21 protein-coding genes are annotated in these 18,325 nt (G+C 62.1%); 10 read left to right on the top strand and 11 right to left on the bottom strand.

Annotated features, from left to right (window positions below):
• Positions 1-2: 2 nt before the first annotated feature.
• A complete protein-coding gene (locus NKI10_RS17665) occupies positions 3-935 on the bottom strand; it encodes a VOC family protein (RefSeq protein ID WP_023670085.1) in 933 nt (310 codons plus the stop codon).
• Between the two features lie 218 nt (positions 936-1,153).
• Between NKI10_RS17665 and NKI10_RS17660 the strand changes: the two genes are divergently transcribed.
• Positions 1,154-2,713: an alkaline phosphatase family protein gene (locus NKI10_RS17660; RefSeq protein WP_352861185.1), complete on the top strand. Its 1,560-nt coding sequence runs from the start codon at positions 1,154-1,156 to the stop codon at positions 2,711-2,713.
• Between the two features lie 91 nt (positions 2,714-2,804).
• Here NKI10_RS17660 and NKI10_RS17655 read toward each other — a convergent pair whose 3' ends face one another.
• Positions 2,805-4,109 carry a PRC-barrel domain-containing protein gene (locus tag NKI10_RS17655; RefSeq protein ID WP_352861183.1) on the bottom strand — a complete coding sequence of 435 codons (1,305 nt, stop codon included), beginning with the start codon at positions 4,107-4,109 and terminating at the stop codon, positions 2,805-2,807.
• Positions 4,110-4,367: 258 nt separating this feature from the next.
• Between NKI10_RS17655 and NKI10_RS17650 the strand changes: the two genes are divergently transcribed.
• Entirely contained in the window at positions 4,368-5,288 is a 921-nt protein-coding gene (locus NKI10_RS17650) for a diacylglycerol/lipid kinase family protein (protein WP_023683959.1), read from the top strand.
• Positions 5,289-5,314: 26 nt separating this feature from the next.
• On the opposite strand, the gene NKI10_RS17645 is transcribed toward NKI10_RS17650, so the two are convergent.
• A complete protein-coding gene (locus NKI10_RS17645) occupies positions 5,315-5,542 on the bottom strand; it encodes a hypothetical protein (RefSeq protein WP_023693688.1) in 228 nt (75 codons plus the stop codon).
• A gap of 166 nt (positions 5,543-5,708) precedes the next feature.
• Between NKI10_RS17645 and NKI10_RS17640 the strand changes: the two genes are divergently transcribed.
• Complete coding sequence (locus NKI10_RS17640) at positions 5,709-7,229, top strand: sensor histidine kinase (RefSeq protein ID WP_502897548.1); 1,521 nt, start codon at positions 5,709-5,711, stop codon at positions 7,227-7,229.
• A 59-nt stretch (positions 7,230-7,288) separates the two neighbouring features.
• Here NKI10_RS17640 and NKI10_RS17635 read toward each other — a convergent pair whose 3' ends face one another.
• The 3 genes from NKI10_RS17635 to NKI10_RS17625 all read right to left on the bottom strand — a co-directional run bounded on the left by NKI10_RS17635 (position 7,289) and on the right by NKI10_RS17625 (position 8,974).
• Positions 7,289-7,750 (bottom strand): hypothetical protein, encoded by a 462-nt coding sequence (locus NKI10_RS17635; RefSeq protein WP_352861179.1) that lies wholly within the window; start codon positions 7,748-7,750, stop codon positions 7,289-7,291.
• A gap of 11 nt (positions 7,751-7,761) precedes the next feature.
• Entirely contained in the window at positions 7,762-8,088 is a 327-nt protein-coding gene (locus NKI10_RS17630) for an ElaB/YgaM/YqjD family protein (RefSeq protein ID WP_023670092.1), read from the bottom strand.
• A gap of 124 nt (positions 8,089-8,212) precedes the next feature.
• Complete coding sequence (locus NKI10_RS17625; RefSeq protein ID WP_352861177.1) at positions 8,213-8,974, bottom strand: Crp/Fnr family transcriptional regulator; 762 nt, start codon at positions 8,972-8,974, stop codon at positions 8,213-8,215.
• Between the two features lie 340 nt (positions 8,975-9,314).
• On the opposite strand from NKI10_RS17625, the gene NKI10_RS17620 reads away from it, so the two are divergent.
• A complete protein-coding gene (locus NKI10_RS17620; protein WP_050587123.1) occupies positions 9,315-9,632 on the top strand; it encodes a response regulator in 318 nt (105 codons plus the stop codon).
• A gap of 53 nt (positions 9,633-9,685) precedes the next feature.
• Here NKI10_RS17620 and NKI10_RS17615 read toward each other — a convergent pair whose 3' ends face one another.
• On the bottom strand, positions 9,686-10,237 hold the full coding sequence (locus NKI10_RS17615; RefSeq protein ID WP_023670095.1) for a sigma-70 family RNA polymerase sigma factor: 552 nt from the start codon (positions 10,235-10,237) through the stop codon (positions 9,686-9,688).
• 3 nt (positions 10,238-10,240) lie between these two features.
• Positions 10,241-10,444, bottom strand: a complete 204-nt coding sequence (locus NKI10_RS17610; protein WP_023670096.1) for a NepR family anti-sigma factor — start codon at positions 10,442-10,444, stop codon at positions 10,241-10,243.
• A 212-nt stretch (positions 10,445-10,656) separates the two neighbouring features.
• Between NKI10_RS17610 and NKI10_RS17605 the strand changes: the two genes are divergently transcribed.
• The 6 genes from NKI10_RS17605 to NKI10_RS17580 all read left to right on the top strand — a co-directional run bounded on the left by NKI10_RS17605 (position 10,657) and on the right by NKI10_RS17580 (position 14,133).
• Complete coding sequence (locus NKI10_RS17605; RefSeq protein ID WP_352861175.1) at positions 10,657-11,451, top strand: response regulator; 795 nt, start codon at positions 10,657-10,659, stop codon at positions 11,449-11,451.
• A gap of 219 nt (positions 11,452-11,670) precedes the next feature.
• Positions 11,671-11,838, top strand: coding sequence for a DUF1328 domain-containing protein (locus NKI10_RS17600; protein WP_023670098.1), 168 nt, complete (start codon positions 11,671-11,673; stop codon positions 11,836-11,838).
• A 160-nt stretch (positions 11,839-11,998) separates the two neighbouring features.
• Positions 11,999-13,033 carry a sensor histidine kinase gene (locus tag NKI10_RS17595; protein ID WP_023711673.1) on the top strand — a complete coding sequence of 345 codons (1,035 nt, stop codon included), beginning with the start codon at positions 11,999-12,001 and terminating at the stop codon, positions 13,031-13,033.
• 129 nt (positions 13,034-13,162) lie between these two features.
• Complete coding sequence (locus NKI10_RS17590) at positions 13,163-13,339, top strand: hypothetical protein (RefSeq protein ID WP_023754149.1); 177 nt, start codon at positions 13,163-13,165, stop codon at positions 13,337-13,339.
• A gap of 141 nt (positions 13,340-13,480) precedes the next feature.
• Entirely contained in the window at positions 13,481-13,807 is a 327-nt protein-coding gene (locus tag NKI10_RS17585) for a hypothetical protein (protein WP_023670101.1), read from the top strand.
• Positions 13,808-13,890: 83 nt separating this feature from the next.
• Positions 13,891-14,133 carry a YMGG-like glycine zipper-containing protein gene (locus NKI10_RS17580; RefSeq protein WP_023670102.1) on the top strand — a complete coding sequence of 81 codons (243 nt, stop codon included), beginning with the start codon at positions 13,891-13,893 and terminating at the stop codon, positions 14,131-14,133.
• Positions 14,134-14,172: 39 nt separating this feature from the next.
• Here NKI10_RS17580 and NKI10_RS17575 read toward each other — a convergent pair whose 3' ends face one another.
• The 3 genes from NKI10_RS17575 to NKI10_RS17565 form a co-directional block, all read right to left on the bottom strand.
• Entirely contained in the window at positions 14,173-15,819 is a 1,647-nt protein-coding gene (locus NKI10_RS17575; protein WP_352861172.1) for a CHASE domain-containing protein, read from the bottom strand.
• Positions 15,820-15,974: 155 nt separating this feature from the next.
• A complete protein-coding gene (locus NKI10_RS17570) occupies positions 15,975-16,772 on the bottom strand; it encodes an ATP-binding cassette domain-containing protein (RefSeq protein ID WP_352861170.1) in 798 nt (265 codons plus the stop codon).
• A 12-nt stretch (positions 16,773-16,784) separates the two neighbouring features.
• Positions 16,785-18,101, bottom strand: a complete 1,317-nt coding sequence (locus tag NKI10_RS17565; RefSeq protein WP_023670105.1) for a sugar ABC transporter permease — start codon at positions 18,099-18,101, stop codon at positions 16,785-16,787.
• Positions 18,102-18,325: the final 224 nt, after the last annotated feature.

Genomic DNA, 18,325 nt, shown 5'->3' with positions numbered 1-18,325 from the left:
TCTCAGCCTTCCAGCTTCTGCAGATGTTCTTCAAGATAGGGCCGCAGATGCTGGTGCTGCGTCGGCAGTTTCAGCGCCTCGCCGAGATGGGCGGTGTCCTCGTCGCGGTCGAAGCCCGGCTCATTGGTGGCGACTTCGAACAGCACGCCGCCCGGCGTTCGGAAGTAGATCGCCCAGAAATAGTCGCGGTCGATCACCGGCGTCACACCATAACCCGTATCGATCAGCGCCTTGCGCACTTCGAGCTGCTGGGCGCGGTTCTCCACCGCGAAGGCGACATGGTGGACCGAGCCGGCGCCGAGATTGGCAAAGCCCGCGGTAGGCAGCGATTCGATATCTACGACATCAGCGCCGTTGCCGTTCTTGATGGCGAGCCGGCTGACACTGCCGGACTTGTCCACTTGCTCATAGCCCATGAACTTCAACAGCTCTTCCGTGGCGCCACCATCCTTCAATCTGAGCGAGACCGAGTGGAAGCCGCGTATCGCCTCATCAGCAGGAATGCCGCCTTTCAACCATGGCGCGCGGCTGTCCGCTTTGTCTTCGACCAGCGCGAAACCGTCGCCGTCGGGACCGGCGAAGGCCAGCCGCTTCTCGCCGAACGTCTCTTCGCGGGAGACACCCGCAACGCCTTCATCGGCGAAGCGCTTTTCCCAATAGCCGAGCGTGCCGGCCGGCACCGAATAGGCCGTGGTACCGACTTCCCCGACGCCATGGCGGCCCCTGGCAATGTCCGGGAACGGAAAATAGGTCATCACCGAGCCGGGCGTACCGTGCTCGTCACCATAATAGAGGTGATAGACATCTGGCGCGTCGAAGTTGACGGTCTTCTTGACCCGGCGCAGGCCGAGCTTGTGCGTGAAGAAATCATTGTTCTGGCGCGCATCGCCGGCCATCGACGTCACGTGATGCAGGCCCTTGATCTGGTCGAGCATTGTCTTGCTCCTTCCCTTCGGTTTGCGGCTCTTGCCGCTGTCCACGCCTATATGAGTGGCCGCCCGGCAATGGCAAAGGCAGCAAACTCAGAATGGACTGTATCCTAATAGTGAACAGCAGGAAATTTTCGTTCACCATTTAAGCAAGACTGACAAGGCTTGCGCTGCCGCCAAATTCCGGTTCATTGAACGTCTTCCCGACGTGACAGGATAGAGCATTGGCCGCGAAAAGCAGACGCCCGAACATCCTATTGATCTCCTGCGACCAATGGCGGGGCGATTGCCTGTCGGCTGCCGGCCATCCCGTGGTGAAGACGCCGAATGCCGATGCGCTCGCCGCCGAAGGCGTCCTTTTCATGCAGCATTACGGCGGCGCGGCGCCCTGCTCGCCGGCCCGCGCGTGCCTCTACACCGGCCTCTACCAGATGAACAATCGCGTCTGCCGCAACGGCACGCCGCTCGACGCCCGCCATGGCAACATGGCGCTTTCGGCCCGCGCCCTCGGCTATGATCCGACTTTGTTCGGCTACACCGACGTCTCGCCCGATCCGCGCACGATGGCGCCGGGCGATCCCCGGCTGAAAAGCTATGAGGGCGTGCTGCCCGGCTTCAGCGTTCGCCAGTTCCTGCCTGAGCATCAGAAACCATGGCTGTCATGGCTGAAGGCACGTGGCGTCGACACCAGCGCCGGCTCTCCCGGCATTCACCGCCCCGTGGGCGGGGAAGCGGGCGACGCCGTGACCAGCGCGCCGCCTGTCTATTCCAGGGACGAGACGCCGACCGCTTTTCTTGCCGGCGAATTCATTCGCTGGCTGGACGAACAGGATGCGCCATGGTTCGCGCATGTCTCCTTCATCAGCCCGCATCCGCCCTTTGTCGTACCGCAGCCCTACAACACTCTGTATGATCCAGCCGATGGTCCTGCCTTCCGCCGCCAGGAAAGTTGGCAGGTGGAAGCTGAGAGCCATCCCTATCTGGCTTACGACCTTGGTCGCCAGAAGCGGAGAAGCTTCCGCCCCGGCACCGACGGCCACGTGCGCGACTGGGGCGACGACAACATCCGGGCCATCCGCGCGATCTATTACGGCATGATCTCGGAGGTCGACGCGCAGCTTGGCCGCATCTGGCAAGCGATCAAGAAGGCGAATGCATGGGATGACACCATCATCGTGCTGACTTCGGATCACGCGGAGATGATGGGCGACCATTTCATGCTGGGCAAAGGCGGCTTCTTCGACGGCAGCTATCACATCCCATTGATCGTGCGCGACCCACGACGCGGCAATGCAGCCGGCTCGATCGTCAACCACTTCACCGAGGCAGTCGACATCTTTCCGACTTTGCTCGATCTGCTTGACGCCGACGCCCAGCTGCATCTCGACGGCCGCTCGCTAAAACCGTTCCTGCAAGATGAACCGCCTAAGGATTGGCGCGACGCGGCGCATTGGGAGTTCGACTTCCGCTCCATTGCCAACGGTGAGGCCGAACGGCATTTCGGCATCGGCTCGCGCCAGTGCAACCTCGCCGTCATCCGTACGGAAAAATTCAAATACGTGCATTTCGGCGGCGGCCTGCCGCCGCTGCTCTTCGACATGCAGAAGGATCCGGGCGAACTGGCCAACGTTGCCGCCGACCCGGCCTATCTCAGCGTGCGGCTTGAATTTGCCGAGCGGCTGCTTGCCTGGCGCGCCGAGCATCTTGACCAGTCGTTGGCGCTTGCAGAGCTGACGGACGAGGGGGTGGTGGGTATGTGGGTAGCAGTAGGCGGTAGGCAGTAGGCAGTAGGCAGTAGGCAGTAGAATGTTCCTGTCGGCCTGGTGCCTGATCGCCTAGTTTTCGCCTACTGCCTAATCCCTACTGCCTATTCCCTTACTGTACCATCATCCGCTGCTGGTCGCGCTTCTCGGCATAGCTGCCCTTGTCATAGGCGGCCTGCGCCTGCAGCTGCTCCTTGGTGAAGTTGGTGTAGAGATATTTGTTGCCGTCCTTGTCGGTCATGAATTTGAGCTTGTCCATGCCGACCGCGACCTCCTTGGCGCCGATGCCTAGAAAGCCGCCGACATCGATGATGACGGCATCCGGCTTGCTGTCGGGCGTGAGCACGACGTCGCCGATCTCGCCGACCTTGGCGTCGTTGGCGCCATAGACGGTGGTGCCCTTCAGGTCGTCGCCTCTGATGTTACCGACCGGCATTTCGGTCAATGTGGACTTGTCGATCGCTGCCGTTTGCGTCGGATCGGTGGCTTTTGTACCGGCCGGAGCTTCCGCGGTCTTGTCCGCTGGCTGAGCATTGTCAGCCGGTGCAACGGCCGTCGGGGCAGCCGGAGCAGTCGGCTGCGTCGCGTCGGAGGTTGTCGTCACGGGCGCCGGATCATAGGGCTTCCGGTCGAAATCAGGCTGCGCCTGCAGTTCCTCCTTGGTCGTCTGCGCCACCAGCCAGCGATCGCCGTTCTTTTCGGCCCACTGCGCCTTGGCGAAATCATAGGTGACGTTCTTTTCACCCATGCCGAGGAAGCCGCCGACGCCGATCACCAGCGACTGCGCCTTGCCATCCTTGGTCAGCACGATGTCGTTGACGTCGCCGATATTCTGGGCATCGTCGCCAGTGCCATTGTAGACATTCTCGCCGATGATGTTGGTTGCGAGATTGCCGTCAGCGCGTTTCACCGCCGGTTCTGACGGCGCGGCGTTGAGATCAACCGGCTTCTGCGGGTCGTTCTGCGCCGTGGAAGCAGGCGCCGAGGCCGGATCGTAGGGCTTACGGTCGAAGTCGGGCAGCGCCGTCAACGCTTCTTTCGTCGTCTCGGCGACGAGCCAGCGGTCACCATTCCTCTCGACCCATTGCAACTTGCCGTAGTCGAAGGCGACGTTCTTGCTGCCTATGCCGAGGAAGCCGCCAACGCCGATAATGGCGGATTTCGCCTGGCCGTTTTCATCGAGGACGACGTCGCTGACGTCACCGATCTTCTGCGCATCGTCGCCAGTGCCATTGTAGACGGACTCGCCGATGATATTGGTCATCAGCGCGCCGTCGGCCTGTTGCGGCGCCGGCGCGATGGTAGCAGGGGCTTCAGCCGGCGCTGGGGTCGTCGCCGGGGCCGTCGTTGACTGCGCAAACGCACCGGTAGCGATCAGCGTTGCGAGTGCGGTCGTCGCGAACAGTGTGCGGATCATGATTAAGTCTCCTCTTGCGTGATCTCGTGCGCGCCGCAATCGGCAAACCACTTGCCGGGAGACCGAAGGCGGCGCCTCCAATGGGATCACAACGTTGTGACAAGGCGCTTGTTCCGAAAAAACGGGAGCATCGAAACACCCCGGGCAAGTCCGTGGAATCGCCGGACTTTCCACCCGGCCGATGGAACCTTTCCCAAGCTTGCCCGTTTCAGCCTGCGGCTGGCATTCCGGCCACTAAAAAAGAACACGGAGCGGGGCATGCGATTTGCAGCGGTGCTGAACCGGGACGGCGGCACCTTGCGGACCACCGATCTTTCCGCGCTAACCGACCGCATGCGCCAGACGCTTGAGACGGCTGGTCACTCCATCGATATCGACATCGTCGCCGGCAAGGAGATTGTCGCGGCGCTCGACAAGGTCGCCGCGCGACGCGACATCGACGTCGTGCTGGCCGGTGGCGGCGACGGCACCATTTCGGCCGCCGCGGGGCGGCTGATGAATGGCAAGAAGGCGCTGGCCGTCCTGCCTGCAGGAACCATGAACCTGTTCGCCCGCGGCCTTGGAATTCCGCAGACCATCGATGGCGCGCTGAAGTCCTTTGCCGACGGCGAGATCATGGCGGTCGATATCGCGAGCGCGAATGGCCGGCCGTTCGTGCATCAGTTCTCGATCGGCCTGCACGCCAGGATGGTGAAGCTGCGCGACAATATGGAATTTGCCTCGCGCCTGGGAAAGATCCGCGCTTCGGCCAAGGCCGCTTGGACGACGATCAACAATCCTCCAGCCATGAAGGTGACATTGACGGTCGGCGAAGCCGAAATCGTGACCCGCATCAGCGGCATCGGCATTTCCAACAATCTGTTTGGCGAAGGCCATCTGCCTTATGCCGACAATCCTGCCGGCGGCGTGCTCGGCATCTATGTAACCGTGGCGCGGCAGCGTGGCGAGCTGGTCAGGGCGCTCTTCGACATGGCTCGAGGCAGGTGGCGCGACAGCGATCATGTCGAAACCCATCAGGCCGACAAGGCAATCGTGAAAATCCATACAGGGAGCAAGAAATTCGGCGCCGTCATCGACGGCGAACTGGTCAAGCTAGAGCGTGAAACGACAATCCAGATTCACCCTGGCGCACTGAACGTCTTGGTTCCGGCGCAAGCCGCCCAGGCGAAGGCCGCCTGATGCGATTACGAATGACGAGGAAAACCCTAGCCGCCCGACTGCCCCTCGCCGGCTGGCGCGCTCTGGTCGGCCGGCGCGGTCTGGCCGGTGGGCTGCCCCTGGCTTTCAGGGGTATCTGGATCGATCTTTTGGCCATAAATCTCGGCCGCTCCCCAAGCAATGAAAGCCAGGAGCAACGCGGCGACCAATATGCGCAGGCCGTGCCAACCCCAGCGCCCCTGACGGGCTTTGTTTTCAGGGGCGATCTTGGTCATTGGCGGCGTTCCTGTCGTGCAACCGGGATGGTGGATAAAACCATCGCCGGCGAAACATGGTGGGGTAACGATTGCTTGCTACAAAAGTTCCGGCGCGCGACGGCCGCGCAAGGTGCGCGCCACCGCGGGTGGGGCCTGCAAGCGAGGGGGCTTGGTGGATAGCAAGGTGGCGAAGCAGGCTGGTTTGCCGGTTGAGGTCCGCCGCGCCGTGGCGTCGCCGGAGCGGCTTGCCGTACTGCACGGGCTTGACGCGATCGACACCGACTCCGATCCCGACTTCGATCGCATCACCGGCCTTGCCGCCGCCGTGATGGGGGCGCCGATCGCGCTCGTCACGCTGCTCGACACCGAACGACAGTGGTTCAAATCCTGTGTCGGCTTTAACGAGACCGAAACCGCGACCGACATATCGTTCTGCGCCCATACCATTGCCGCCGGCGACGAGCCGATGGTGGTGCCGGATGCCAGCATCGACCCTCGCTTCTCCCGCAATCCGCTGGTCACCGGCGAACACCATGTCCGCTTTTATGTCGGCGCGCCGATGGTGGTCGCCGGCGCCCGCGTCGGCACGGTGTGCGTACTCGACCGGGAGCCGCATGAATTTCCGTCCGCTGCCGCGCTCGATCATTTGAAATCGCTGGCCAGCCTCGCCGCCAGCCTGTTTACCCTCAAGGACGCCACCCGCAGCGGCGCCATTGCCACGGCTGCTTTGGCGCAGGAGGAAAAGCGCCGAGCCATAGCGCTCGATGCCGCCTCGCTCGCCAGTTGGGCCTGGGATATCCGCACCGACATGATCGAATGCGACGTGCGTTTGTCGGAGCTGTTCAACCTGCCGCGTTCGAACCGGCTGCGGGCGCGCGACATTCTGGCCGCCATCGACCCGCGCGACGTCTACCAGACCGAGACGCGCTTTCGCGATGCCCTGACCGGCAGCGACGACTATTTCGGCGAATACCGGGTCAAAGGCTTCGATCCGCCGCGCTGGATAGTCACCCGCGGCCGCGTCATCGAGCGCGACGGCGAAGGCAAGCCGACGCTGATCTTTGGCGTCAACTACGACATCTCGGAACGCAAGCTCGGCGAGGACCGGCAAAGGCTGCTGCTGCGCGAGCTCAACCATCGGGTCAAGAACACGCTGGCGACGGTGCAGGCGCTGGCGACGCAGACCGTTCGCCACGCTCGCCGCCCAAGCGAATTCCTGGAAGCCTTCGGCGCCAGGCTGCAGGCGCTGGGCGCTGCCCATAACCTGCTGTCGGATCGCGAATGGCGCGGCATCGGTATTCGCGAACTGATGCAGATCGAGGTCAAGCCGTTCGATTCGGCAGAACGGCCGCGCATCGTGATCTCCGGTCCGGATCTGCTGCTTTCGCCCGACCAGGCGGTGGGGCTCGGTTTGATCATGCACGAACTGGCCAGCAACGCGCTGCAATACGGATCGCTGTCGGTTGGCTCGGGGAAGGTCGATGTCGACTGGAAGGCGGCGGGCAAGAAAGGCGCGCGCCGCCTTGTGCTGACCTGGAGCGAAAGCGGTGGGCCGAAAGTCGACCCGCCGGAACGCCAGGGCTTCGGCTCTATCCTGATCCGCCGCAGCCTCGCCAAGGTTTTGTCGAGCGAAGTGACCCACGAATTCCGCAGCGAAGGCGTGTTCGCCGAAATATCGATGCCGCTTGAAGATCTGCCGGCTTAAAGCAAATTTCAGAAGTGCGAAGCGGTTTTCCCGGGAACAGCGTATCAGCGCGACGCGCTTTAGTCGGCTTCGCTGTCTGGATCGCCCGGATCCGGTTTGACGTTCTCGCGGTAGATGGCATAGGCCGCGAGCGCGATCATCGGGCCGAGAATGACGCCCTTCCCGCCTTTCCCCTTGAGCAAGGCCGGCAGCACGGCAAGCGCCGCGGTGATACCGAGCGCCTTCAGGTCGGCATTGCGCCTTCGCGCACGTCGGCGTTCACGCGTTCCAGCCGCAAGTTGATGAATGAGCACGATAAGCCCGGCCAGTACCAGGAAACCAGCGGCGAAGCCAAGACAGGCGGCCATCGAGCCATAACGGTCAGCCGCCCAGATGTAGGCCGCCCCCAGGAGAAACCCGAGGCCGCACAGGGCAGCCACGGCGGCGAGCCCGTAGACGATTGCCGCCGTGCGCGCGCGGCGCATGGCGGCAATGGCTTCACCCGAGGCCAAGGCCGAGATAAGCGGTGCCAGCATGCCCATCTCTGTCGAAATTAGCGCCGGGCAAGAAGCGCAAACAGGAAGCCGACGCCGGCCGCGATCGCCAGTGAAGTTACCGGCTTCTCGCGCACATTGGCCGTGATCTGGGCCTCAAGATCCTTGGCGTTGCCACGCAGGCTGTCGAAGACGGCTTCGCCCTGCGCGCGCAACTGGTCGACGCCTTCGGCAGCAGCGCGCCGCGCCGTGCCGTAACCATGTTCGCCGGTCTTGGCCAATTGCTTGGTCAACTTTTCGATATCCGCCTTCAACTGCCGAATGTCGGCTTCCAGGTCGGCGTTCGTCTGACTTTCGTTGGCGGTTTTTCCTGCGGCAGTTGCCATTCTAAACTCCTTGCGTTTGCTTGGCTTCAAACGCCCGACACACGTCATGGTTCCGAAATCGGAGACCGTATCCATGAAAGGGTGTTTGCAAGTGCGAGTCCAGCCCCAGATGGAGGCCTGCCTGTCAGATCAGCGGCCGACGGCCTTCGCTTAGGCCCTCCCAGCGCGCGAGATCCTTCAGCCCCTCCCCGTCGATCACTTCGCAACCGCCGTCGCGCCAGGCGATCAGCTTGCGATCGATGAGCTTGCGGATCGTCTTGTTGGTGTGGACCAGCGACAGGCCGAGCGTATCGGCGACATGCTGCTGGGTAATCGGGATTTGCACCGGCGCCTTGCCGTTGAGCCCGACTGCCGCCGCGCGGCTGGCGATGAAGGCAATGAGATAGGCGGTGCGCTCGACCGCCGTGCGCCGGCCGACGCTGAGCAGGTTCTCGTCCAGCATGCGCTCCTCGCGCGACGCCAGCCAGGTAATGTCGTAAGCAAGGCCCGGATGGTTGCGGTAGAGCTCGTGCAGGTTTTCACGCTCGAAGACGCACAAAAGCATGGGCGACAGCGCCTCGACCGAGTGCTGCATTTCGCCCATCAGGCTGCCCTGCAGCCCGATAAGATCGCCGGGCATGGAGTAGTTCAGGATCTGGCGCCTGCCGTCCGACAATAGTTTGTAGCGGAAGGCCCAGCCCGAAAGCACGGTGTAGAGATGAGCACTTTGGCTGCCTTCGACCAGCACTGTGGCGCCCTTGTCGACGGACAGTTCGCCCTTCTTGAACATGCTGACATAGGCAAGCTCCTGCTTCTCGAATTCCCGGAACACCGGCAATGGCCGAAGCGGGCATATCTCGCATGGGTACTGACGGCTGGAAAACGAGCGACCATTCTGGCCCGACATTTCGATCCCTCTTTCGAAAGTCTCTTGCCAGAGACTGAGTGCTACGCCTTTGCAAGGCCGCGGTTCCGCTGCCGATGGCATGTCTTTTTTAAATGACAGGATGGCAAATAGCGATCATGACTCGCTACACTCCATTGAGGCGAATTCGAAGCTCGCTTGTGGAGTAGAGTCGGTGGGCGAACTTTTCGGATTAAGGCCTGACCGATCCCCCCAAGGTCCGCGATGCGGTTGACTGGAGTCACTGTACCCGATGCTGCAAGAATTGAGGAGAGATTGCCAAGTGCCGCCATTGCTTGAGGGATTGCGAATTCTTGTCTTGGAGGATGAATTCCTGATCGCCATGGATGTCGAGCAGCTTTGCCGCGACCATGGCGCGAGCGACGTAGTGATTGCCCGCGCTCTGGCCGAGATCGATGAGCAGAAGGTCGTTGGCGAGTTCGACGCCGCTATCGTGGACCTCATGCTAGGCGGAACGTCCACACTCGATTTCGCCGCGCGGCTGCGCCAATCGGGCCTGCCGTTTGTCTTTGCCTCCGGCTATTCGGACCCCGATGAGATCAAAGGGTCTTTTCCCGGCATCCGCCTGGTCACCAAGCCTTATTCGGGGACCGATCTCGTCGAGGCTCTGGCGGCGGCCTGCGGCCGCGCGCCAGTCTGAGATATCTTCGATGCGTATGTGTAGAGAGCCCGGCGAAAACGGGGCCTCCGCTGTCAGGCAGCGTTTGAACCCGTCACCTGGGACGAGATCGCGTCCGGCCCGTATTCGTCTTCACCGGAGATTTTGAGGATCTCCTGCAACCGCGTGCGGGCCCGGCTGACCCGGCTTTTGATCGTTCCGACCGCACAGCCGCAGATTTCGGCGGCCTCTTCATAGGAAAAGCCTGAAGCGCCGATGAGGATGATGGCTTCGCGCTGGTCCTCGGGGAGTTGCTCGAGCGCGCCGCGGAAATCCTTGAGGTCAAGCTGGCCGTGCTGAGCCGGATGAACGGCAAGCCTGGCCGTCATGATGCCGTCGCTGTCCTGCACCTCGCGGCCGCGCTTGCGCATCTGGGAATAGAACTCGTTGCGCAGGATGGTGAACAGCCATGCCTTGAGATTGGTGCCGGGCTGAAAGCTCTCATGCTTGTCCCAAGCCTTGACCAGCGTCTCCTGCACCAGATCGTCGGCTTTGTCGGCATTCTGCGTCAGCGACACGGCAAAGGCCCGCAGGCTCGGGATCGAGCCGAGCAGGTCGGTCTTGAACCCTTGTGAGACAGCTGCCATGCCTCAGTCCTTCTTCTGTGCAGGTTCGGCCTTTTCCAGTTGGCTGAGCAACTGGGCAAAGCGATCCGGCACATTGTCCGAGACCAGCTCGTCATAATATTGTTTGAGTTTGCGGCCGATTTCCGAATTCGCCCCGAGCGGGTCGCCGGAATTGGCCCGGCGCCTGTCAGCGGCGCCAGCCAGCGTTTCTTTATTCATGTCCTTCATTTCGCCCTTAAATCCAGCGCCCCGAGCCGCCCCATTACACAACGCAAAGCGGCCCCCTCGTCTGGTTGCCCATCGCACCACAAACGTCGCCCGTACGGTTTCGTTCCACAAGTCTCGGAACTTTTTCGCAAAACCCGCGTTTGGGTGTTGGGGCTTGCAATCAGCTTGACCTGCAATCTATGCAATCACGTCATCTGAGGGAGACGTCTACCATGAGCCTTTCCGCAACCATCGCTCCGCACCTGCCGTTCCTGCGCCGCTTTTCACGCGCCGTATCCGGATCGCAGGAGAGTGGCGATGCGCTGGTCGCCGCGATGCTCGAAGCCATCATCGCCGACGTCGACATCTTCCCGCAAGCGTCAAGCGACCGCATCGCGCTCTACAAGGTATTCGCCAAACTGTTCACCTCCATTGCCATCCGCGTTCCGCAGGAGCAGGCACAATCGGCATGGGAGCAGCGCGCCGCCGCCAATCTGAACGCCATTGCGCCACGGCCACGCCAGGCTTTCCTGCTGGTCGCGGTCGAAGGCTTCGGTGAAGAGGAGGCAGCTGAAATTCTCGATGTCGACGCCAAGGAATTCTCCGAACTGCTTGCCCAGGCGAGCAATGAGATCTCTCGCCAGGTGGCGACCGATGTGCTGATCATCGAGGACGAGCCGCTGATCGCCATGGACATCGAGGAAATGGTCGAGAGCCTCGGCCACCACGTGGTCGGAACCGCGCGCACCCATACCGAGGCGGTGGCGATGTTCGGCAAGACAAGGCCGAAGATGGTGCTGGCTGACATTCAGCTTGCCGATGGCAGCTCGGGTATCGATGCGGTCAACGAAATCCTGTCGTCGACTTCGGTGCCGGTAATCTTCATCACCGCCTTCCCCGAACGTCTGCTGACCGGCGAGCGGCCTGAACCGGCCTTCCTCGTCACCAAGCCGTTCAATCCCGACATGGTAAAGGCGCTGATCAGCCAAGCGCTGTTCTTCGACCGGCAGGCCAAGGCCGCCGCGTGAAGTAGGGCCTTCAATCTCCAACTTTTCGCCGCCTCGCAGCGTTGCCGGCACTGGCGATCGCCAAACCGGCGATCGGCGGCTGCCCGTCGCTCCGTATGGGACGCACGCGCGCGAATCAATTCGCATCCGGGCCTCTTCCAAAGACCTTCTTTTTCGGCAAATGGTGGAACAAACAGCAATCACTCACGTTTTTGATCCAGTATCGGAAGGAGACAGATCATGCTCTACTGGGCGCTCGTATTTCTCGTCGTGGCGATCATCGCCGGCGCGCTTGGTTTCGGCGGCATCGCCGGTACCTCGGCCGGTATCGCGCAAATATTGTTCTTCATCTTTCTCGCCTTCCTCGTCATCTCGCTTCTGGCCGGCCTGTTCAGACGGGCATCGTAGGAGCGGGCGAACACTGGAAGCCGCACCCCTCAAACGGTTTCCAGCCACCGCCGGGCGATGTCCTCCAACGGGACATCGTCCGGCGGACCTTTTCTGGGGACCTACTCAGGAACTGAGTCCAAGTGAATCGTTCGGTCCTGATCAGGTGGACAGGTGATTGATGCGTTCCATTGGCGGAGGCGAGAGCGGACAGGGCGACGAGGTGATCGCACTGCACCCGGCTGAAAGCGGAATGCAGCTTGGCCGGGCCTTGCTTCACGCTCTGCACAATGCCGGCATTTCTGTCCTCTATCAGGATCGTGAATTGAAGACTGTATGGGCCCGCAACATGCGTGCGCCGTGGGTCTCCGACACAGCCGACAGCAACGGCGCGTTGCCACCGGCGCAAGCTGAGCAAATCGCCGCCGCCAAAAGCAATGTGATCGCTTCCGGCAATCCGGAACGCCTTGAACTGAGTGTTCCCACCGGTGATGGCATGCGCTGGTTCCAGGTATGGGTCGATGCCGATCGGGGCAATCGCGGCGACGTGCAGGGCGTCGTCACCACGATGGTGGAAACCACCGAGCAGAAACGCCGCGAACAGACGCTGAAGACGCTGTTGCGCGAAGTCAGCCACCGCTCCAAGAACCTGTTGGCCATCATCCAGAGTATTGCCACCCAGACCGGCCGCTATTCCGAGACACCCGACGATTTCCTGAAGCGCTTTCGCGGCCGCCTGCAGTCACTGGCTTCCTCCCAGGATCTGGTAACGTCGTCGAACTGGCGGGGTGCAGCACTTCGCGAGCTTATCCGCGGCCAGGTCGTTCGCTACGGCGCCGATCCCGCGCAGAGCCTGCGCTTCAATGGCGTCAACCCCTACCTCAATCCCAACGCGGCCATTCATATTGGACTGGCAATGCACGAACTCGCCGTCAATTCATTCAGCTACGGCGCCCTGGCGCGGCCGGACGGCTTTGTCGAGGTAACCGCCGATCTGTCGAACGTCGCAGAGGCCGCAGACAAGCCGGCTTTGTCGCTGACCTGGGTCGAGGCCATTGTCGCCAATGATAACAGGCGCACCGAGAAACGCTTCGGCAGCGTTGCCCTCGAACGTGTCGTGCCGGCATCGCTGAACGGCACGGCGACGCTGGAGATCACCAGTGACCGCCTCGAATATCGCCTCGTCGTTCCGCACGGCAATTTCGAAACCGAATGAGCGGCGGGATTCCTTAACCGGCTGTTCACCATAAAATCCGATGCTGTGGTTCCCAGAGATTGCTGGATCTTGACCGATTCAACCGATGTTTCGGCCGCAGCCTGCAACGCGAGTATGGGAGGAATGATCATGACGGTTGCCGATATGAACAGGCTGGAGCAGGCCGCCCGGGTGTCGATGAGCGGCTTTCAGGATCCTGACGCTTCAGCCTCGCCTTTGCAGCACGCCTGGCATCCCTTGCTTCGCGTCGCCGCTGTCGCGCTCGTCGCCGCTGTTGTGCTGATCGTGGCGTCGCAATGGGTCTGAGCCAGATGCTCAGGTTCACGCTGCTCCCAAGCAGCCTGGCTCAGAAACTGTCCAGCTCGTAGCCGACCAATTATTAACGCCCTTTCGGCACAGGAACTTTGACGGCTGTGGACCGTTCTTATGGCGAGAGGACGTGTCGCCGTGGAACACATCGCCGCTTTGCTTTTGGTAATTGGCTGTTCGAACAACATGACCGAATGCCGTGAACTGCCGGTGCCGGTCAGTGTTTTCGAAACCGCCGAAGCATGCACGGCAGAACGTCCATTCGCTGCCGGCGACGTGCAGGGTCAGGCCGAGCACGTCGTTGCCAAATGTCTTACGGTCGACCCCGCGCTGGAAGATGATTACGACCAGATCGTCTGGAACGTGCGCCCGGACGGCACCCTCGACGCGTCTTTGCAGATTTCCAGTGTCGTGGTCGCGTCGAACGCCACGCGCCGCGAAAAAGACTCTCTTAGCCAACAATAAGATCGAGCGGGCAAAGGCTGCTGTTTCGTGCTAAATAGCGGCTGGAGCTTACTAAAGTGAGGACAAAAGTGAGGAGAGATTCTATGCGGAAATTGATTATTGCCATGGTTGCGGTGGTCGCCGTCAGCGGCTGCAGCACGACCGAGCAGGATGTCGGTGTCGGCGCCGGTGTCGGTGCTTTGGCCGGCGGACTGATCGGCGGCGGCAAGGGTGCGCTGATCGGCGCAGCCGTTGGCGCCGGTTCCGGCCTGCTGGTGCGCAACCTGCGCAACGGCTATTGCCAGTATCGCGACAATCGCGGCCGGCTCTACACCGCTCGCTGCTGATTCGCTTCAAAAGCGTCAGACAATCGCGACGGAGACCGGTCAGCCGGTCTCCGTTTGTTTGCCTGCATGAGGCGGCGGGATCCTGATTTCCACCGTAAGCCCATCGACGCGAAAATCTCGGGCAATCGTGCCGCGCAATTCCTGCGTGACATTGAGGTCGATCAGCTTGGTGCCGAAGCCGGTCTTCGCCGGCGCTTCGAGTTCCTTCTGCCCGGCCTCGCGCCAGTTCAGAACCAGCATCCGCTCAGACCCGCGCCCCTCGAACGACCAGTTGACCTTCAGCGCACCCACGGAATTGCCGGCCTCGCCATATTTCAGCGCATTCGTCGCCAGCTCGTGAAAGGTCAGGCCAAGCGCCTGCGTCGTCCTCTCGTCGAGAAGCACCTGAGGCCCTGACAATATCCCTTCCGGAAGCTCCTTGCCGAACACCTGGCCGAGCTCGATGCGCAGCAGGTCGCCAAGATCGGCCTTCTGCCAGCGCGAACGCGTCAGCATATCCTGGGAAGCCGCCATTGCCTGGAGGCGGGCCGAGAAGGAAGTTGAGAACTCCTGCACGTCGGTTGCTTGCGCCGCCGTCTGGCGCGCAATCGCCAGCACCCGCGTGATCGAATTCTTGATTCGATGCTTCATCTCCTGCAGCATCAAATCCTTTTCGAGCAGGCTTTTTTCCGTCGTTTCATGCAGCAGCGACTTGGCGTCGTAGGCGCGCTCCTGGTAGCGGGCCACCAACGCTATGGCGCCGGCCAGAAGCAGGCCGAACAGCCCGAGCATGACCGGAATGGCGCGCGAGGACGGTTGCGAAAATGCACTTGTCGGCCGAAACAGCACCGTCCACGGCCGACCGGCGACGATGATCTTGCGCGTCACCAACAGCCTGTCGCCAAAGCTCGCAACCGGCGGCGTTTCCGACTGGAACAGAAGATTGTCGGCGTCGGCCGTGCCGTCATAGACCGCGGTGTTGACCGGCAGCAAAGGCGTGCGGCTGAGCGCGGTCTGGAACAGGTCGCGGGCGCGGAAGGCCGCGTAGAGAAGGCCTGATGTCGATGATCTGGACGCGTTGATACCATCCGGCGCGGTTTCGACATTGAGCCTGACGAAGACCAGGAAACCGGTAAAGGTCTGCGCCGCGCCCGTGTCCTGGCCGAGTTGGACCAGACCGCTTGCGTGCTGTGCGTCATCGGCCAGCGCTTTTTCGATCGCCTCGCGCCGCACCGGCTCGGTGAACATGTCGTAGCCGATGGTGGATTCGTTGGCAGGGTCGAGCGGCTCGAACAGCACGACGGGCGTGCGCCACGGCTGTGTCGTGTCCGGATAGACCGTGTGGGCGGCGCCGCGGTCGCGCAACATGTCGCGCTCGACCGCCGCTTCGTCACCGGTCTTGGCCAGCCTGAGATAGCCGATGCCGCGCAGGCCAGCGAAATTGTTATCGACATTGAGGGCGCTGAAGAAGGCCTTGAATTCGCTACCTGAAATCTCGCCATTGCGGGCGTCGAACAGCGCCTGCGTCGAGCGCAGCAGTGACAGATGCAGATCGATACGGCTTTCGATGCGGTTGAGCGCGTCGTCGGCCGTCGCCTCGAACTTGATGCGCGCCGCTTCCTGGGTGGCGAAATAGGCGAAGCCCGCCATCGTAAGGCTGATCAGTGCAACGGCAATGAAGGCAAGGATCGGGAAAAACTTCTTCAACGCAGGCCCATGGACGGTTCGGGAACCTTTATGGGCAACTCGCCGCGGCAAGACAATGGCGCGGCCAAGCCATAATGACGGCTGGCATATCACGTATATTTAGCCGGCTTATCGGTCGAACATCGGTGAAGATGAGAGCCGATGATATCGTGGTCTCAGGCCGCGATCTTCAGCGCACCCGGACCGGGAATGGCGCCGGGCGGGCACTTTCCCAGGATGATCATGCCGAGCACTTCGTCCTGGGTCACATCGGTGGTGCGCGCGGTGCCGACGACCTGGCCGTTCTTCATTACGCAGACTCGGTCGGCAAGCTCGAACACGTCGTGAATGTCGTGGCTGATCAGGAAAATGCCGATGCCGTCGGCCTTGAGCTGCTTGACCAGTTCGCCGACCTGCGCCGTCTCCTGCGCCCCAAGCGCGGCCGTCGGTTCGTCCATGATCAGGATGCGGGCGTTGAACAGGATGGCGCGTGCGATCGCCACCGACTGGCGCTGGCCGCCCGATAGCTTGATCACGGGCTCCTTGAAGCGCTGGAAGCGCGGATTGAGCCGGCCCATCACCTTGCGCGCCTCGGCCTCCATGGCGACATCGTCGAGTGTCCCCCACGCGGTCATCAGTTCGCGGCCGAGGAAGAGGTTGGCGGCAGCGTCGACATTGTCGGCCAGCGCAAGCGTCTGGTAGATCGTTTCGATGCCGTATTTCTTGGCGTCGCGCGGATTGGAGATCGAGGCCTCCTGGCCGTTGACCAAGATCTGGCCGGCATCGCGCTTGTGGGCGCCCGACAGGATCTTGATCAGCGTCGACTTACCGGCGCCGTTGTGGCCAAGCAGCGCCACCACTTCGCCCGGGAAAAGATCGATGGACGCATCGTCGACGGCGCGAATGCCACCGAACGCGATCGAGATGTTGCGCATGTCGATCAGTGGCGTACCGGTGGGAGCAGTTTTTTCCATAATCGTTCCTCCCTAGACGCGCTTGCGGTAGACGGTGTCGAGCCAGACGGCGATGACCAGGACAGCGCCAACGACAATGCTCTGCAGCGGCGAGTCGATGCCGAGCAGCACCATGCCGGATTGCAGCGACTGCATCAGAAGCGCGCCGAGCATGGCGCCCATCACCGTTCCGGCGCCGCCCGCGAGCGACGTGCCGCCGATGACAGCGGCCGCGATCACCAAAAGCTCGTCCAGTGTGCCCAGCGCATTGGTTGACGCATTGAGACGGGCCGACGAGATCGCCGCGCTGATTGCAGCCAGCACACCCATGATCATGAACACCTTCATGGTCACCCAGCGCGTGTTGATGCCGGCGAGTTCCGCTGCCTCCGGATTGCCCCCGATGGCGAAGACATAGCGGCCGAAACGCGTGCGCTTGGTGATGAACGTCATGATGATGCCGACAATCACCGCCATCAGCACCGGTATGGCGATGCCATGCGCGATGAACAGCCCGCCTTCGGGAACGGTGATGCCGTTCTGCTGTGCGTACTGGCGCACGATGCCGATCGGCCATGGATAGGAATTGGCGATCCACACGGCGCCGAGGATGGCCGCGCAAGCGACCACGCCAAGCAATGTCTCGGCCCAGACGGGGCGCAGTGGAAAGCTGAAGCGCTTGCGCTGCGAGCGACCGTTGAGCAGCGCGAAGGCGACCGCCGCGCAGGCGACGATGCCGACGATCCAGCTGGCAGCGGCGCCAATCGAGCCGCGTGGTCCGCCGCCCATCAGCTGGAAGGTGGCGTCGAGTGGCGCGACCGTGCGCCCGCTGGTGATGAGCCATGCCATGCCACGCCAGACCAGCAGGCCACCAAGCGTCACGATGAAGGCCGGAACCTGCATATAGGCGATGATGAAGCCCTGGAACGCGCCGATCAGCAGACCAAGCACCACGCCGGCGGCAAGCGCGACGACCCAGAGCCAGGGGTTTCCAAGCTGGAAGCCGATGACGCGAATGAGGAATTCGGCCTGTGCCACGCCCATGATCATGCCGATCACGCCTTCGACGGAGCCCACCGAAAGGTCGATGTTGCGCATGACGATGACCAGTACCATGCCGGTCGCCATGATCGCGACCGAGGACGTCTGCACCGACAGGTTCCAAAGATTGCGCGGCGTCAGGAAAAGCCCACCCGACAGGATATGTATGCCGACCCAGACGACCAGCAGCGCGCCGACCATGCCGAGCATGCGCGTGTCGAGCTCGGTCGCTTTCAGGAACCGGGCGACCGCGCCGAGTTCAGACGCTCGTGCCGTATCGGCCTGCGGATTTGAGGTCGTGTCGGTCATGATGTCCTCCAGCGGCTTGCCGTCTGGCGCGGATGCCGGACCACAGCCTAGAAGTTTGCCGCCGATGGCGGAAACACACAATTCTCGTAGAGAAAACGCCGCCGCATTACACCCCCGGGGCCGCAATTATTGAAATACAGTCCAAGACTTTGAACCCGCCCCGCCGCCCGCCGCGCCGCCCCGGCAAAAATAGTGCTAAATTATACACACCGCCGAGATAACGA

Origin of the sequence: Mesorhizobium sp. M0802, assembly GCF_040320115.1 — a bacterium.
Lineage (GTDB): Bacteria > Pseudomonadota > Alphaproteobacteria > Rhizobiales > Rhizobiaceae > Mesorhizobium.
Note: the sequence above shows the minus strand (reverse complement) of the source record. Positions and strands in the feature narration are given on the sequence as shown.

Bases quoted from the DNA above. Each gene is read 5' to 3' on its own strand.
- NKI10_RS17665 (WP_023670085.1), bottom strand. From the start codon at position 935: ATGCTCGACCAGATCAAGGGCCTGCATCACGTGACGTCGATGGCCGGC.
- NKI10_RS17655 (WP_352861183.1), bottom strand. From the start codon at position 4,109: ATGATCCGCACACTGTTCGCGACGACCGCACTCGCAACGCTGATCGCT.
- NKI10_RS17650 (WP_023683959.1), top strand. From the start codon at position 4,368: ATGCGATTTGCAGCGGTGCTGAACCGGGACGGCGGCACCTTGCGGACC.
- NKI10_RS17645 (WP_023693688.1), bottom strand. From the start codon at position 5,542: ATGACCAAGATCGCCCCTGAAAACAAAGCCCGTCAGGGGCGCTGGGGT.
- NKI10_RS17635 (WP_352861179.1), bottom strand. From the start codon at position 7,750: ATGGGCATGCTGGCACCGCTTATCTCGGCCTTGGCCTCGGGTGAAGCC.
- NKI10_RS17630 (WP_023670092.1), bottom strand. From the start codon at position 8,088: ATGGCAACTGCCGCAGGAAAAACCGCCAACGAAAGTCAGACGAACGCC.
- NKI10_RS17625 (WP_352861177.1), bottom strand. From the start codon at position 8,974: ATGTCGGGCCAGAATGGTCGCTCGTTTTCCAGCCGTCAGTACCCATGC.
- NKI10_RS17620 (WP_050587123.1), top strand. From the start codon at position 9,315: ATGGATGTCGAGCAGCTTTGCCGCGACCATGGCGCGAGCGACGTAGTG.
- NKI10_RS17615 (WP_023670095.1), bottom strand. From the start codon at position 10,237: ATGGCAGCTGTCTCACAAGGGTTCAAGACCGACCTGCTCGGCTCGATC.
- NKI10_RS17610 (WP_023670096.1), bottom strand. From the start codon at position 10,444: ATGAAGGACATGAATAAAGAAACGCTGGCTGGCGCCGCTGACAGGCGC.
- NKI10_RS17605 (WP_352861175.1), top strand. From the start codon at position 10,657: ATGAGCCTTTCCGCAACCATCGCTCCGCACCTGCCGTTCCTGCGCCGC.
- NKI10_RS17600 (WP_023670098.1), top strand. From the start codon at position 11,671: ATGCTCTACTGGGCGCTCGTATTTCTCGTCGTGGCGATCATCGCCGGC.
- NKI10_RS17595 (WP_023711673.1), top strand. From the start codon at position 11,999: ATGCGTTCCATTGGCGGAGGCGAGAGCGGACAGGGCGACGAGGTGATC.
- NKI10_RS17590 (WP_023754149.1), top strand. From the start codon at position 13,163: ATGACGGTTGCCGATATGAACAGGCTGGAGCAGGCCGCCCGGGTGTCG.
- NKI10_RS17580 (WP_023670102.1), top strand. From the start codon at position 13,891: ATGCGGAAATTGATTATTGCCATGGTTGCGGTGGTCGCCGTCAGCGGC.
- NKI10_RS17570 (WP_352861170.1), bottom strand. From the start codon at position 16,772: ATGGAAAAAACTGCTCCCACCGGTACGCCACTGATCGACATGCGCAAC.
- NKI10_RS17565 (WP_023670105.1), bottom strand. From the start codon at position 18,101: ATGACCGACACGACCTCAAATCCGCAGGCCGATACGGCACGAGCGTCT.